Origin of the sequence: Bradyrhizobium acaciae, from assembly GCF_020889785.1 — a bacterium.
GTDB lineage: Bacteria > Pseudomonadota > Alphaproteobacteria > Rhizobiales > Xanthobacteraceae > Bradyrhizobium > Bradyrhizobium acaciae.
The window spans coordinates 31223-44197 of sequence record NZ_JACMYK010000023.1 but is presented as its reverse complement, the minus strand read 5'-3'; the positions used below and the strand labels follow the sequence as shown (position 1 = coordinate 44197).

Below are 12975 nucleotides of genomic sequence, written 5' to 3'. Positions count from 1 at the left end.
CCCAATCGAAGACCGCGCGGCCGGGGGGCGCGCCCGCCCGCCAATGAACGTCCTCTTCGTCCACAATAACTTTCCGGCGCAGTACCGCCACATTGCGCGTGCGCTCGCGGAGCAGCCCGGAAACAAGGTCGTTGCGGTCGGTTCATCGACCGCGAGCACGACGCGCGATATCCGGCTGCTCAAATATTCGACGACCAAGTCGGACTCCGCGCTGGTGCATCCCTTTGCCCGCCGCTTCGATGTCGAAGCGCGGCGTGCCGAAGAGGTGCTGTATGCGCTGTCGTCGCTGTCGGGGCAGGGCTTCGTGCCCGACCTGATCTTCGCGCATCCCGGTTGGGGCGAGACGCTGCCGTTGCGCACGATGTTTCCGCGCGCGCGGATCATCCTCTATTGCGAATTCTATTACGGTTCGGAGGGCCGGGACGTCGGCTTCGATCCCGAGTTTCCCATGACGGGCCTTGACGGCAATGTCGCGCTCCATCTGAAAAATGCGACCACGCTGCTGGCGCTCACGGAATGCGATACCGGCGTTTCGCCGACGCCGTGGCAGAGGTCGACCTTTCCGCGCGAGTTTCAGAGCAAGATCGAGGTGATCCACGAGGGCGTCGACACCGACGAGGTGAAGCCCAATCCGGTCGCGCGGTTTCAGCTTCCGAACGGCGCGACGTTGTCGGCCGACGACGAAGTGATCACCTATGTCTCGCGCAACCTGGAGCCGGTGCGCGGATTCCATATCTTCATGCGATCGCTGCCGAGGATCATGGCTGCGCGGCCGAATGCACAGGTGGTGATCGTCGGCGGCAGCGGGACGTCGTACGGCGCGAATCCGCCGGAGGGTTCGAGCTGGCAGTCGATGTTCCTGGACGAGATCAGGTCGGACATCGACCTTCGCCGCGTGCATTTCCTCGGCCGAATTCCTCGGGGACAATATCTCGAACTGCTGCAGATTTCCTCGGTGCACGTCTACCTGACCTATCCCTTCGTGCTGTCGTGGTCGCTGCTGGAGGCGATGAGCGCGGGATGTGCGGTGGTGGCGTCCGACACCGCCCCGCTGCGCGACATCATCTCGGACGGCAACGGCCTGCTGGCGCCGTTTTTTGATATTGATGCGCTGTCGGATCAGGTAATCTCGGTGCTGACACGGCCCAAGGCCTTCAAGAAGATGCGGATGAAGGCGAGGAGCTTTGTGAGGGACAATTACGACGCAAAGCGGGTCTGTCTGCCCCGGATGCTGACGCTCGTTGATGAAGGTGTCCTCCCGCACACGTAACGGGGGATAACGCCAGGAGTTTGCGATGCCGCTTGTCATCTCGGTTGCCCAGCGCAAGGGCGGGGTCGGTAAGACGACTCTTGCGGTCCTGCTGGCCGCAGAACTGGATCGGCGCACGGGCGTGGTGGGACTGGTCGACGCCGACTCGCAGGCCTCCGCCTGTCACTGGGCCGAGCCCGGCAATTTGTCGTTCCCCGTCTACCAGCTTGATCCGGAGACCCGCCCCGTGGCCGAATGGGCCAAGCTGATGCGCCAGATTCCGCATCAGATCATCGTCGTGGACTCCGCGCCCAACGATCGGGTGCTGGGCGCCGTGCTCGCGGTCGCCAATATCGTGCTGATGCCGTGCACGCCGTCCGGGCTCGATATCGAGGCCACCGCGCGGACGATCGACATCGTGCGGGAGGTGCGAGCAGCGCGGCGAACGGCGCTCCGCGCCATGATCGTGCCGAACCGCGTCGACCAGCGCACGCTCGAAGGCCAGCAACTGATCGAGGAACTGGATACGCTCGACGAGGAGATCGGGCCAATGATCGGAAGCCGCTCGGCCTATGTTCGCGCCGTCGCATTGGGACAATCGGTGGCCGATTTCGCCGGCGGTACGCCCGCAGATCTCGAGATCAAGATGCTCGCCGATCTGGTCATGAGCTGGTGCGGGATCGCGCCCAGGCAACGCGTATCGGTATAACAGAGCGCGCCGGCTGGTTCACGTCAGACTAACCATGCCCGCACGGGAACAAGAAATCCCGCACTTGCAACTAGTCCTGCATCTGACGGCGGCGTCCGCAGAAGCCGCGGGAAAAAGCTCCAAAAGGCAATAAAGCCGCGATCTGTCGGCCCTCACGCGCGTTATCATTCGGGACCGAAAAGCCTGTCGGTGCGGGGAGCCTTGCTTGGTTAACGGACCGCTCGCGCGGATCCGAGCATTTGAAGTAAATGCCGCCGCGCGCCTGAGCCTTAACTCAAGACATTTCCCGTAGATGCTTCCCGTCACTGTGGGGAGTGAAGAATGTACAACGTCAAGCGAGTGATGGCCCTGGTTCTGGCCATGGTCGCGCTCGGGACAAGCGCGCAGAACGCCCAGGCCGGAATGATCGGCTTCCCGCTGCCGCTGCGCGGTGTGGTCGAGAAGATCCGCTTCAGCGAGCCGACCCTGGCGCCGATGGCCTACACCATGTTCTGCATGCGCTACGCTGACGAATGCAAGCCGAAGGCCCGCGCCCGCATGGTGTTCCGCGGTGGCGCCACCCGTCTGACCAAGCAACTCATCGCCGACTTGATCGAGGTCAACGCCTCGGTCAACCGCAGCATCGCGCCACAGCGCAACGAACGCGGCCTCGCCGGCGAGGAATGGCTGATCAATCCGGCGCGCGGCGACTGCAACGACTATGCGGTCAGCAAGCGCCATGAACTCTTGGCGCGCGGCTGGCCGATGCGCAATCTGTTGCTGAGCGAGGTGGTGACGTCCTGGGGCGAGCATCATCTCGTGCTGGTGGTCCGCGTTGAGGGCGGCGATGTCGTGCTCGACAATATGAACGCGCAGATCCGCACCTGGTCGCAGGCGCGTTATCGCTGGGTCAGGATGCAGACCCCGGCGAACCCCGATCACTGGGCCGCCATCGCGCAGGTCGGCGCCTGAACTTCTGAATTGGTCCTATCGATTGAAGATGGCGCGGCGAGACATTCCGCCGCGCCACTTTTCGTATGGATGATGGAGACCGCAGGAGCGTTGTGCCGGCGCGCCGGAACGATTGCAGGCATGAACGGTTGATCCCGATCTTACTCGCCGAGGCATCGAGATGAAGTTGGCCGGCCTTGTCACAACAGCGGTGCTGGTCGTCGCCGCCGCCGCGCCGGTGCTTGCACAGGGCACCGGGCAGACCGCGCAGGGCACAACCCGCTATTCGATCGATGGCCCTGGCGGCGGCGTCCCGACATCGCGGCCGCAGGCGACCCGGCCGGTCCCGCCGGCAACACCGGTTTATCCTTACGGCAGGCCGTCACGCCACGGGCCGCCGGTCGGGCAGCAGACCAACGTCCCGCTGGGCTCGCGTTAACCGTTACGTCAGCGGCGCATCCGTTCAGTCTTAACGCTATTCCCATCGCCGTTTTGCCGCGCGGGATGGAATGTCGTACCCATGCAGTTGCTGCGTCTGTCGAGACGCAGGTTTGGTCCGTGCAGGGACGATATTCGCAATGGCGAGCAGGGGTTCTATACTCATCACGGGCGGCGCGGGATATATCGGGTCCCATTGCGCCAAGGCGGTCGCCGAGGCCGGATTTCTCCCGGTCGTCTACGACAATTTGTCCACCGGCCATCGCAACTTCGTGCAATGGGGACCGCTCGTCGTCGGCGACGTCGCCGAGCACGACAGGATCACCGCCACCATCCGCGAGCACAATGCGCTCGCCGTGATGCATTTCGCGGCATTCAGTGCGGTCGGCGAGTCCGTCGCCGATCCGCAGAAATACTACACCAACAATGTTGCCGGCACGCTCGGCCTGCTGCGCGGCATGCGGGAGGCGGGCTGCGACCGGCTGGTGTTCTCATCTACCGGCGCCGTCTATGGCAATGCCGGGCGCGATCCGATTCCCGAGAGCGCCGCAGGGCCGACCGTCAATCCCTACGGCCGCTCCAAATACATGATCGAGCAGCTGCTTGCCGATTATCGTGCGGCGTATCAGTTCAAATCGGTCTGCCTGCGCTACTTCAATGCCTGCGGCGCCGATGCCTCCGGCACCATTGGCGAGTTGCGCGACCCCGAGACGCACCTCATTCCGCGCGCACTGATGGCGCTGTTGGGGCACGTGCCGGACTTTGCGATCTTCGGCGAGGATTACGAGACGCCTGACGGCACCGCGGTGCGCGACTACATCCATGTCGACGATCTCGCCGCCGCTCATATCGCCGCGCTCGAGCTGCTGTTGAAGGGTGATGCCGGCGGCGTGTTCAATCTCGGCACCGGCACCGGCTATTCGGTGCGCAAGGTGCTCGACGCGATCCGCGCCGTGACCGGTGAAGCGGTGCCGAGCGTGGTGCGCGAACGCCGGGCTGGCGATCCGCCGATCCTGGTCGCTGATCCCTCCAAGTCGGAGAGCGGCCTCGGCTTCAAGGCGAGCCGGTCCGATCTCGGCCACATCATCCGCTCGGCCTGGGCGTGGCACCAGAAGGCGCATCCGCGCCGGCGCTAACCAAACAAGGCTCGACCTCAATCCAGGGTGATGTAGTGCTGCTCCGCCAGGCGGGCGAGGAACGGCATGTCGACGAAGCTTGTCACCAGGAAGACGGCGACCAGCGCCAGCACGGTCAGCATCAGGCCGCGCTCGCCATAGAGCTTCTCGGGCTTCTGCGCCGACGATCCCGGTGACGTCGACATCGAAAAGTAGGTGGTGAACAGCATCACCACCAGCGGCATCGCGAGGATGTACTCGATGCGGTACTTCACCAGAAACACCGAGAGGAAGAGCACCGAGAACAGCGAATAGCTGAGGCAGGAAGCGGTCAGCGATACCTCGGTATAGTCGGCAAAGCTCGCGCGGTAGCGCGCCAAGAGCTCTCTGCCGTGGGACGCGGCAATCTCGCGATATTCGGACAGCCGCTTGGCGGCCATCAGGAACGCGCCGCCGAACCAATAGCACAGGATCACCGAACCGGGCGGCAGCGAGGTCGGGTCGATCATCGCCCAGCCGATCAACAGCCGCAGCGGATTGTTGACGGACTCCGAGATGACGTCGAAATAGGCCTTGTCCTTGCTGCGAAGCGGCGGGACGTTATAGACGATGCCCTGCAAGGCAAAGATGCCGGTTGCGAACAGCATCAGGCGGTTGCTGGCGGATGCGCAGACGAGGCCGAGCGCGACCAGCAGCAGCCACTCCAGCCCGATGATCCTGCCGTCCATGGCGCTCTGCACCGCCGAGCGCTGCGACTTGGTCGGATGATGCCGGTCGAAGTCGCGGTCGAACCATTCATTGATGACGTAGTTGGCCGACGCGATGCAGATCGCGGCCAGCAGGCCGAGGACGATGGAGGTGACGAGATGATCGCCTCGCGCGCCGCGGAGCAGCCAGGCGAGAATGATTCCGGGAACGATGAAGATGTGCTTGGTGCTGTGATCGAGCCTGAGGATCGCAAGGTACTGCCGGATGCTTGCGGCAGGCGGCTTGCGGGCTTCGACCTTGCTGTCCATCAGCGCCATCGCGCGGTCCTTTTCCTGTTGCCCTCGATCGATCGCCTAGTTGAGAAGGTAGGCGTCGAAACTCTCGTCGGTCCTGGCGAGGCCGAAGCGGCGGATTAAAGTGGTCGCTTCGCGGAATTTGCGGATCTGCGCGGCCGAGGCACGGAACGTCCGCCAGTCCTTGCCTTCGTCGTAGATCTGGTCCGGCGTGATCTCATCGAGGCGGTAGGCCAGCAGGATGATGACGGGCGCGCCGGAGGTCTCTCGGAGTTCGCGCGCCAGGCGCAGCGTCTCGCCGAGATCGCTGTCCATCCTGCCCTTGCGCGAGAAGATCACGACGCTGCCGAACCTGTGGTCGCGCGCGAGAAAGACCGGGTTCCTGACGTAGTAGGGGAGCGCCTCGACCAGATATTCCGGCTCGCTGAGGATGACCGCATTGGCGAGATCGGCGCGTGAGGCGATCAGGCGGCCGAGATCGGCGCTGCGGCTCGCGACCGCGCCGGTCGCGGCATTGCGCAGATCGTTGATGCCTGCGGCGGCCTGGATCGCGAGCACCAGCAGGAGCGACACGCGCCCGATCGCCGGCAGCAGTCCGTCGGATGCGGTGGCGACCTTGCTCCAGCCGATCCAGTAGAGCGCGATCAGGAAACACAGCCAGACGGCGGCATGACGGTAGGCACCGTTGGCTGCGACCGCGAAGAACAGCGACGTCAGCAGCAGCGCGGCGATGGCGGCGAGAAACGCCGGACGCCGCGGCAGCAGCCCGAGCGTCGCGGCGAACAGCAGCACTGATCCTGCGATCCCCGGCAGCAGATTGGCAAACAGCGCGCCCAGCGACGTCGCGCCGGGGTTCACCAGCGACAGGATCGCAGCCGTCAGCGGTGACGCGTGCGACCAGTCCCGCGCCGCCGCATCATTGTAGGTCGGCAGCATTGTTACCGCGCAGATCGCGACGCCGATCGTCGCAATGATCGCATTGATCGCGAAATTGGTCAGTTGCGGCGTCCAGCGCCACCCGTTAGCCTCGAGCAGGTCGAGCAGCCAGAACAGCAGGAAGGCGCCGGCCATGATCGCGCCGACGACATTGGTGTTGGCCAGCAGCGACAGCAGCACGCCGAGCAGGACGCCGCGGTCGCGGTGCGCCGGATAGCAGGCCGCGATCGCAAACAGGAACAGGGCCGAGATGCCGTAATTCCTGGCCATCACGACATATTCGAACAGCAATGCGTGACCCGTGATCAGCAGCAGGACCAGCGGCCGCGGGAATGGCGATCGGAAGATCAGCAGCGCGACCGTGACGAGCCCGACCGCGAAGCCGATGCCGGGGAGCACCTCGACCCGGTCGAACACAGCGTGCGCGCCGCGCAGCAGGAGATACCAAAGGGCAGGGTGGCCCTCGCCGTGCAGCCCTCTCAGCATGGCGATCACATCGTCGCCGTACAGGGCGATGGTGAGCGCGCGGACTTCGTCGCGCCACATCACGTGACGGGCGATCTGGAAGCCCGCCAGCGCGATCCATCCCGCCAACAGCAGGAGGTCCGGCCAGGAGCGGCGGTCCCGCTTCGGCGCGAACAACCAGTCGTCCAGGATTTGCAAAGATCGGCTCAATGAACCCTGCTGCTGCTCGGATCGGTCACGTCAAACCACGGCGTCATCCGCGGCCTTCGTCATTTGTGTTAACAGTAAAAGCCGCCTACAATGTTGTAACATTATGGGCAAACCAGACTAACATTTATGACGCCGACGCCGGCCCAGAGGACGGTCAGGGGTAGCAGCCCTGCGCACCCCGAAATGGAGTTCGCGCTGGTGCTGTCGCGGACGATCGATTCCGTGCGTTCCGACCCGCAGCAGCTGCGCAGCGCGGTCTACGAGCTCGCGCGGCAGAAGCTGCAACAGCTCGCGCATGAGGATCCCCGGGAAAAAGCGCGTCTGATGCAGGCGCTGGAGGTGGCGATCGAGGGCGTCGAGGCGCACACCAGGAATGATCTGGTCGAGACGTTTTCGGTGCCGCCGGCGCGGGCGCTGCCGGAATTCCTGGCGGCGGCCGGCGCCGCGCGACGGATCGAGGCGCCACGGCGGATTGATGCCGCGGACGCATTCGTTAGGACGCTCGATCCTGTCGAGCCGGCCGAGCTGCCGCGCCGGCCGCGATGGTCGTCGTCGCCGCCGCTGCGCTACGTTGCCATGCTGGCTCTCTTTGCAATGATCGCGGCAATTGTCCTGCTGCAGCAACGCGACGTGTCATTGGCCGCGGCGCGCGCGATGATCGCGGGAACGCCCGTACCGGCGGCGGTTGAAAGCCAACGGCCTGCGGTGGTCGCCGCGGTGCCTGCGCCGGCCGCGCCCGTCGAGCCGCCGGCACCGAGACGGCCGTTGCCGACCGCCTACGGCGTTTATGCCGAGAGCGGCGGCAAGCTCTACGAGTTGCAACTGATCCAGGGCCGCGCGCGCCGGATCCGCGGGTGGCGATTTCGGCGGCGATCACGCGGCCGAGCGAGACCATATTGCCCGACGGACATCTCCGCTTCATCGTGTTCCGCCGCGAGGGCGCCGGCGGCGCCTCCGACCCGATCGATGTGCGCCTGATCGCGCATGTGGGCCAGCAGACCACGTTCGACGCGGCCGGCAAGCCGGTGGTCTCGTCGGGTGACGACAGCTGGGTGATCCGCAACATCTCGATCCCGTTCCGCGCAGCGCCGCTCAGCGAGTATCCGCAGATGTTCGAGGTCCAGCCGCGCGACGACGCGCCGCTGTCGCCGGGACGCTATGCGCTGATCCTGAAGGCGCAGGCCTACGACTTCACCGTCGAGGGTGCGGTGACCGACAAGCGGCATTGCCTGCAACGGCTGGCGGCTGCGAACGGCGTGTTCTACTCGGAATGCGACAAGCCGTGAGTGGCGCGCCGGTCCGGTTCAGCGCCGTGCTGGCGCTGTTGCTGTCGTCGACCGCCGCCATCGCAGCACCTGACGCCGAGACGGCGAAGCGGTGCTTGCGCGCGGCCTATCTGATCTATCCCTACAAGCGACCGGGTGTCGCGCCGATGAATGGCGACCGGCTGCATTTCTTTCAGCAGTGTATGACGCAGGACGGCAGGAAGTCAGCGGAAGCGCCGAAGCGCGATTGAACCGCTCAGCTCGCAGAATGTTCCGCAGGCGACCTCAGCCGGCCGAACTGGCTGCGCACCATGAACAGCATGAGGCGACCCGTGCCGATGCCGGCGAGGCCTCCCGCCACCTTGACGATGGCGTCGATCAGGCGGCCGTGGCGGTCAGGCGTCAGCAACTGCATCGCTTCGAGCGAGAATGCGCTGAAGACAACAAAGAGCACGATCAGCGCGGTGCGCCGCGGGTAACCCAGTACGAAAGCCAGCGCCATCACGGCAAATGCCGCGAAATGCTCGGCCTGCGGATGAAAAAGCGAGGGGCGGTCCTGAATGGGGGACAGCGTCACGAAGGCGATGAAGGCAAGCGCAAGCCAGCCCGCAATCACACCGAATGTCTTTATCTTCGAAACAGGCAACAATTTCTTCCCAGTCCCAATGCCCCAAGGCGCGCGGTCGCTGGAATAGCGCATCGCTCCGGTCAGCGACAATTAAATACCCGCCGAAGGTTAACTTGCCGGGGGCGCCGCGTGGGAACGGAGTTCAAAAAAGCCCGCTCAGGTTATTGCCCCGCGAGTTCCATGTATGATGATCTCACTTTGGTCTCGGGGGAGTTCATCCAATGAAGGACATGCAAGCGCACCTGGAGAAGCTTCGTGTCGAGGCGGAAGAGTGCGAGCTGATCAGCAAGCTGGCGACCAATCCGACCAAGAAAGAGCTGTTCGCCAAGCTCGCTGCGCATCACCGCGCGCTGGCTGCCGAAGTCGAGAAAGCCATGGGCGAGCCCGGGCCGGGTTGATGGTTTCGATTTAGGAACATTACGCCAACCTGACAATTGACCGTGGTCGCCGCGCATCACCTTTGGCACCCGGCGATTGGATCGCGTGTGGCGCTCTGGCCTTCTGAATGGCAACGGAGCCGCACATGACGAAGCGACGCAACCGCGTCAAGCAAACCAATTCGCTCGAAGAGCGTCTTATCGCGAGAGCCGAGAGCCTGCGCGAACAGGCCGCAGCGCTGGCCCCGGGCACCGAGAAAGAGGCTATACTCGAGCTGGCCCGGCAGGCCGACGCCGGGGCAAGCATGAGCGAGTGGTTACGCTCGCCCGGCTCCACTTAGGAGGTCTGTCATGCATGCACACCATCATCGCATCGACAGCGTCGGGATCGCCTTTGTCTGCGCTGCGACAGTGTCGTTGCTGGTCCTGGCCGCAAGCGTGGCCTGGCTGGTTATGCGGTGAACCATAGGGCTCATTCGAAAGAGACGGCCCCAGCGCCGGGGAAACGCTGAGGCCGCGTCCAAGTGCTGTCCGTCTTAGGCACCGGGACCGCTGGTCAACCGGATGTCGCGACGGTGGTTCCTGCAAAAAGATGCGGCCCCGGCACCCTTGGAGGGTCAATGCCGGGGCCGCTCTTTATTCCCATTCTCACGCCGAACCGCCGCTTGCCGATAATAGACGGCCCCTCTGGGCTTAAAACTTGAACTTAATGAAACAGCCCGACCCAGTGGCTGGATCATCGAATCAAAGTGTGAGCTGGTCAATTAACCTGTGTGAATCAAAGGTAAAACAAATCGTCCGCATGCTTAACGGGCGATCCTAGTTTCCCTCTGCGAGGCGCTTTCTGATTATCGTTAGCCGTGCGCTCACGGCGGCTTCGGTGCGGCCGAGCTTCTGAGCGATCTCGCGCTGCGTAAGGCCAGTTTCGCGGATCATCCGCAGCAGGCGCTGTTCTTCCTCTTCCATCCAGGCCGGCAACGCATTCTCCAAAGCTATCAGTCATGAAATGCCAGCTAGAGATTGCAAACTCCGAGAACCCTGTCTGTCCGGTGTTTCCCGGTAAACCCGGCATTGCTTCAGGATATTAGGTACCTCGATACTCAAAATTGAAACCCGACCCGATCCGGCGCGCGTATATTCGCGGGAACCAGTCGCGCTTGCGCGGGTTCCCGGGATGGTGCACCTGACGAAAAAATAAGCTTTGCCTTGCGAATCCATTCATAGGCCGTTCACGGCCGGAAGCCTCATTTGATGCCGGAATATCGCAATGCTCACTCTCGGAGGCCAAAGTGCGTCTGCTCGTCGTTGAGGATGACCCGGATTTGAACCGCCAGCTCACCACCGCGCTGACGGACGCCGGCTATGTGGTCGATCGCGCGTTCGACGGCGAGGAGGGGCATTTCCTTGGCGATAGCGAGCCCTACGACGCGGTCGTGCTGGATATCGGCCTGCCGAAGATGGACGGTATCTCGGTGCTCGAGGCCTGGCGGCGCAACAAGCGGGTGATGCCGGTGCTGATCCTCACCGCGCGCGACCGCTGGAGCGACAAGGTGCAGGGCTTCGATGCCGGCGCCGACGACTATGTCGCAAAACCGTTCCATCTCGAGGAGGTGCTGGCGCGCATCCGCGCGCTGCTGCGCCGCGCCACCGGGCATGCCCAGGTCGAGCTGGTCTGCGGTCCGGTGGCACTGAACACCCGCACCAAGCGGGTCACCGTCAACGGCAACCCGATCAAGCTGACCTCGCACGAATACAATCTGCTCGACTATCTGATGCACCACACCGGACGGGTGGTGTCGCGCACCGAGCTGGTCGAGCATCTCTACGACCAGGACTTCGATCGCGACTCCAATACCATCGAGGTGTTCGTCGGCCGCATCCGCAAGAAGCTGGAAGTCGATATCATCCAGACGGTTCGCGGCCTCGGCTACATGCTGTCGCCGCCCACTTAAAGCGTTTTCGAGCGACGCGGATACCCCGTCGCTCACGTAAGGAAAACGCGGCCAAACAACAGGATGAGGGCATATCCTGTACAATCGGATCATGCTCTTGGAGTGCTTGATTGGTGGACACGGGCATTGTCATGATCCGCGCCGGGAGGACTGGATTCGCTGATGTCTGAATCCCTGATGTCTGTTGCCGCCGACACGCTGTTCGAGCGCGTGCCCTGATGGGCGGCAGCTCACTTGCGACACGCCTGTTCGTCTCGGCGACCGCCTGGGTGGTGGTGATCTTGGCGATCACGGGCGTCATCCTGTCGTCGGTCTATCGCGACGCCACCGAGCGCGCCTTCGACCGCCGGCTCAATCTCTATCTGCGCACCCTGATCGCTGAAGTGGCAACGCCGGACGAGCCGGCCGACCGCCAGTTCCAGTCGCTCGGCGAGCCATTGTTCGACCTGCCGCTGTCGGGCTGGTATTGGCAGATCACCCGCACCGACACCGAAAAGGGCGAGACCCGCGCCTCACGTTCGCTGTGGGACAAGAAGCTGCCGAAGCTAGAGGAGCACGGCGCCGAGCTGACCGCCGCCGGCGTCCGCCTCGGCTATGTCGACGGGCCCGAGGGTCAGAGCCTGCGCGTGGTGGAGCGGCCGGTCGATCTCGGCGCCGACGGCAAGTTCCTGGTCAGCGTCGCCGGCGACGCCACCGAGATCTTCGATGAGACCCGCAGCTTCGATTACTACCTCGGCGGCACCTTCGCAGCCCTCGGCATCGTGCTGCTGCTGACCACGATCTTCCAGGTGCGCTACGGCCTGGCGCCGCTCAAGCGCATCTCGGATTCGATTGCCGATATCCGCTCCGGCCGCGCCGAGCGGCTGGAGGGTCGGTTCCCGGTCGAGATCGCGCCGCTCGCGCGCGAGACCAATGCGCTGATCGACGCCAACCGTGAGATCGTCGAGCGTTCGCGCACCCATGTCGGCAATCTCGCGCACGCGATCAAGACGCCGCTGTCGGTGATCGTGAACGAGGCGGCCGCGCATGCCGCCGATCCCTTCGCCAGCAAGGTGCTGGAGCAGGCCGGCGTGATGCGTGACCAGGTCGCCCATCACCTCGAGCGGGCGCGGATCGCCGCCCGTGCCACCATCGTCAGCACCATCACCGACGTTGCGCCCGTGATCGAGGCGCTGCGCCGGACCATGGAGAAGATCCATCGCGATCGCGATCTCTCGATCGAGGCGAAGGCCGATCCGGCGGCGCGGTTTCGCGGCGAGCGGCAGGATCTGGAGGAAATGGTCGGCAATCTCGTCGACAACGCCTGCAAATGGGCGGCTTCGCAAGTGTTCATCGAGGTCGCCGTGGTTCCGCCGCAGGCCTCGGGCGCCGGACCCAGGCTACGCATCGTGGTCGACGACGACGGGCGGGGCCTGTCGGAGGCCGAGCGCGCCCAGGTGTCGCGGCGCGGCCAACGGCTCGACGAATCGAAGCCCGGTTCGGGGCTCGGCCTGTCGATTGTGACCGATCTCGCCGGCCTCTATGGCGGCAATCTCACCCTGAACGACGCGCCGATCGGCGGCTTGCGGGCCGAGCTGGTCCTGCCGGCGGTTTAGGCGTGTACCCATAAATCCGCCCGCCGAACGACATCCGCATTATCGTTAGAAGCGGACAAGAGAGGCGCGCTTAGTCATGTCGGCTAAGGGCCAATAGCGGAAGTC

Annotated in this window: 16 protein-coding genes; 12 read left to right on the top strand and 4 right to left on the bottom strand. The window is 64.2% G+C overall.

Features of this window, described 5'->3' with window-relative positions; all coding sequences use genetic code 11:
* Window positions 1-43: 43 nt before the first annotated feature.
* The 5 genes from H8A92_RS12685 to galE all read left to right on the top strand — a co-directional run bounded on the left by H8A92_RS12685 (window position 44) and on the right by galE (window position 4462).
* Entirely contained in the window at window positions 44-1270 is a 1227-nt protein-coding gene (locus H8A92_RS12685; protein WP_229196117.1) for a glycosyltransferase family 4 protein, read from the top strand.
* Window positions 1271-1295: 25 nt separating this feature from the next.
* The gene (locus tag H8A92_RS12680) at window positions 1296-1958 is read left to right on the top strand and encodes a ParA family protein (RefSeq protein ID WP_229196116.1); all 663 of its coding nucleotides are present in this window, start codon (window positions 1296-1298) and stop codon (window positions 1956-1958) included.
* A gap of 321 nt (window positions 1959-2279) precedes the next feature.
* Window positions 2280-2909: a transglutaminase-like cysteine peptidase gene (locus H8A92_RS12675; RefSeq protein WP_229196115.1), complete on the top strand. Its 630-nt coding sequence runs from the start codon at window positions 2280-2282 to the stop codon at window positions 2907-2909.
* Window positions 2910-3069: 160 nt separating this feature from the next.
* Entirely contained in the window at window positions 3070-3327 is a 258-nt protein-coding gene (locus H8A92_RS12670) for a hypothetical protein (RefSeq protein WP_229196114.1), read from the top strand.
* A 139-nt stretch (window positions 3328-3466) separates the two neighbouring features.
* Complete coding sequence (gene galE / locus H8A92_RS12665; protein WP_229196113.1) at window positions 3467-4462, top strand: UDP-glucose 4-epimerase GalE; 996 nt, start codon at window positions 3467-3469, stop codon at window positions 4460-4462.
* A 17-nt stretch (window positions 4463-4479) separates the two neighbouring features.
* On the opposite strand, the gene H8A92_RS12660 is transcribed toward galE, so the two are convergent.
* Window positions 4480-5466, bottom strand: a complete 987-nt coding sequence (locus tag H8A92_RS12660; RefSeq protein WP_229196112.1) for a UbiA family prenyltransferase — start codon at window positions 5464-5466, stop codon at window positions 4480-4482.
* A 36-nt stretch (window positions 5467-5502) separates the two neighbouring features.
* On the bottom strand, window positions 5503-7053 hold the full coding sequence (locus H8A92_RS12655; protein ID WP_229196111.1) for a hypothetical protein: 1551 nt from the start codon (window positions 7051-7053) through the stop codon (window positions 5503-5505).
* Between the two features lie 183 nt (window positions 7054-7236).
* On the opposite strand from H8A92_RS12655, the gene H8A92_RS12650 reads away from it, so the two are divergent.
* The 3 genes from H8A92_RS12650 to H8A92_RS12640 are packed head-to-tail and all read left to right on the top strand — an operon-like array spanning window position 7237 to window position 8569.
* Window positions 7237-8031, top strand: a complete 795-nt coding sequence (locus H8A92_RS12650; RefSeq protein WP_229196110.1) for a hypothetical protein — start codon at window positions 7237-7239, stop codon at window positions 8029-8031.
* The gene (locus tag H8A92_RS12645; RefSeq protein ID WP_229196109.1) at window positions 7950-8339 is read left to right on the top strand and encodes a hypothetical protein; all 390 of its coding nucleotides are present in this window, start codon (window positions 7950-7952) and stop codon (window positions 8337-8339) included. Before H8A92_RS12650 ends, H8A92_RS12645 begins: the two co-directional genes overlap by 82 nt.
* Complete coding sequence (locus tag H8A92_RS12640; protein WP_229196108.1) at window positions 8336-8569, top strand: hypothetical protein; 234 nt, start codon at window positions 8336-8338, stop codon at window positions 8567-8569. The genes H8A92_RS12645 and H8A92_RS12640 overlap by 4 nt, the downstream gene beginning before the upstream one ends.
* 5 nt (window positions 8570-8574) lie before the next feature.
* On the opposite strand, the gene H8A92_RS12635 is transcribed toward H8A92_RS12640, so the two are convergent.
* Complete coding sequence (locus H8A92_RS12635; protein WP_229196107.1) at window positions 8575-9036, bottom strand: VanZ family protein; 462 nt, start codon at window positions 9034-9036, stop codon at window positions 8575-8577.
* Window positions 9037-9167: 131 nt separating this feature from the next.
* Between H8A92_RS12635 and H8A92_RS12630 the strand changes: the two genes are divergently transcribed.
* Window positions 9168-9344, top strand: a complete 177-nt coding sequence (locus H8A92_RS12630) for a hypothetical protein (RefSeq protein ID WP_229196106.1) — start codon at window positions 9168-9170, stop codon at window positions 9342-9344.
* 125 nt (window positions 9345-9469) lie between these two features.
* Window positions 9470-9664 carry a hypothetical protein gene (locus H8A92_RS12625; RefSeq protein ID WP_229196105.1) on the top strand — a complete coding sequence of 65 codons (195 nt, stop codon included), beginning with the start codon at window positions 9470-9472 and terminating at the stop codon, window positions 9662-9664.
* Between the two features lie 478 nt (window positions 9665-10142).
* On the opposite strand, the gene H8A92_RS12620 is transcribed toward H8A92_RS12625, so the two are convergent.
* Window positions 10143-10301, bottom strand: a complete 159-nt coding sequence (locus tag H8A92_RS12620) for a sigma factor-like helix-turn-helix DNA-binding protein (RefSeq protein ID WP_229196104.1) — start codon at window positions 10299-10301, stop codon at window positions 10143-10145.
* 311 nt (window positions 10302-10612) lie between these two features.
* On the opposite strand from H8A92_RS12620, the gene H8A92_RS12615 reads away from it, so the two are divergent.
* Window positions 10613-11275, top strand: coding sequence for a response regulator transcription factor (locus H8A92_RS12615; protein ID WP_163154879.1), 663 nt, complete (start codon window positions 10613-10615; stop codon window positions 11273-11275).
* A 218-nt stretch (window positions 11276-11493) separates the two neighbouring features.
* Complete coding sequence (locus H8A92_RS12610) at window positions 11494-12870, top strand: sensor histidine kinase (protein ID WP_229196103.1); 1377 nt, start codon at window positions 11494-11496, stop codon at window positions 12868-12870.
* Window positions 12871-12975 lie beyond the last annotated feature (105 nt).

What these genes read in the sequence shown, in the direction of transcription:
- H8A92_RS12630 (WP_229196106.1), top strand. Translation starts at nt 9,168, where the DNA reads ATGAAGGACATGCAAGCGCACCTGGAGAAGCTTCGTGTCGAGGCGGAA.
- H8A92_RS12670 (WP_229196114.1), top strand. Translation starts at nt 3,070, where the DNA reads ATGAAGTTGGCCGGCCTTGTCACAACAGCGGTGCTGGTCGTCGCCGCC.
- H8A92_RS12680 (WP_229196116.1), top strand. Translation starts at nt 1,296, where the DNA reads ATGCCGCTTGTCATCTCGGTTGCCCAGCGCAAGGGCGGGGTCGGTAAG.
- H8A92_RS12650 (WP_229196110.1), top strand. Translation starts at nt 7,237, where the DNA reads ATGGAGTTCGCGCTGGTGCTGTCGCGGACGATCGATTCCGTGCGTTCC.
- galE (WP_229196113.1), top strand. Translation starts at nt 3,467, where the DNA reads ATGGCGAGCAGGGGTTCTATACTCATCACGGGCGGCGCGGGATATATC.
- H8A92_RS12625 (WP_229196105.1), top strand. Translation starts at nt 9,470, where the DNA reads ATGACGAAGCGACGCAACCGCGTCAAGCAAACCAATTCGCTCGAAGAG.
- H8A92_RS12610 (WP_229196103.1), top strand. Translation starts at nt 11,494, where the DNA reads ATGGGCGGCAGCTCACTTGCGACACGCCTGTTCGTCTCGGCGACCGCC.
- H8A92_RS12685 (WP_229196117.1), top strand. Translation starts at nt 44, where the DNA reads ATGAACGTCCTCTTCGTCCACAATAACTTTCCGGCGCAGTACCGCCAC.
- H8A92_RS12675 (WP_229196115.1), top strand. Translation starts at nt 2,280, where the DNA reads ATGTACAACGTCAAGCGAGTGATGGCCCTGGTTCTGGCCATGGTCGCG.
- H8A92_RS12660 (WP_229196112.1), bottom strand. Translation starts at nt 5,466, where the DNA reads ATGGCGCTGATGGACAGCAAGGTCGAAGCCCGCAAGCCGCCTGCCGCA.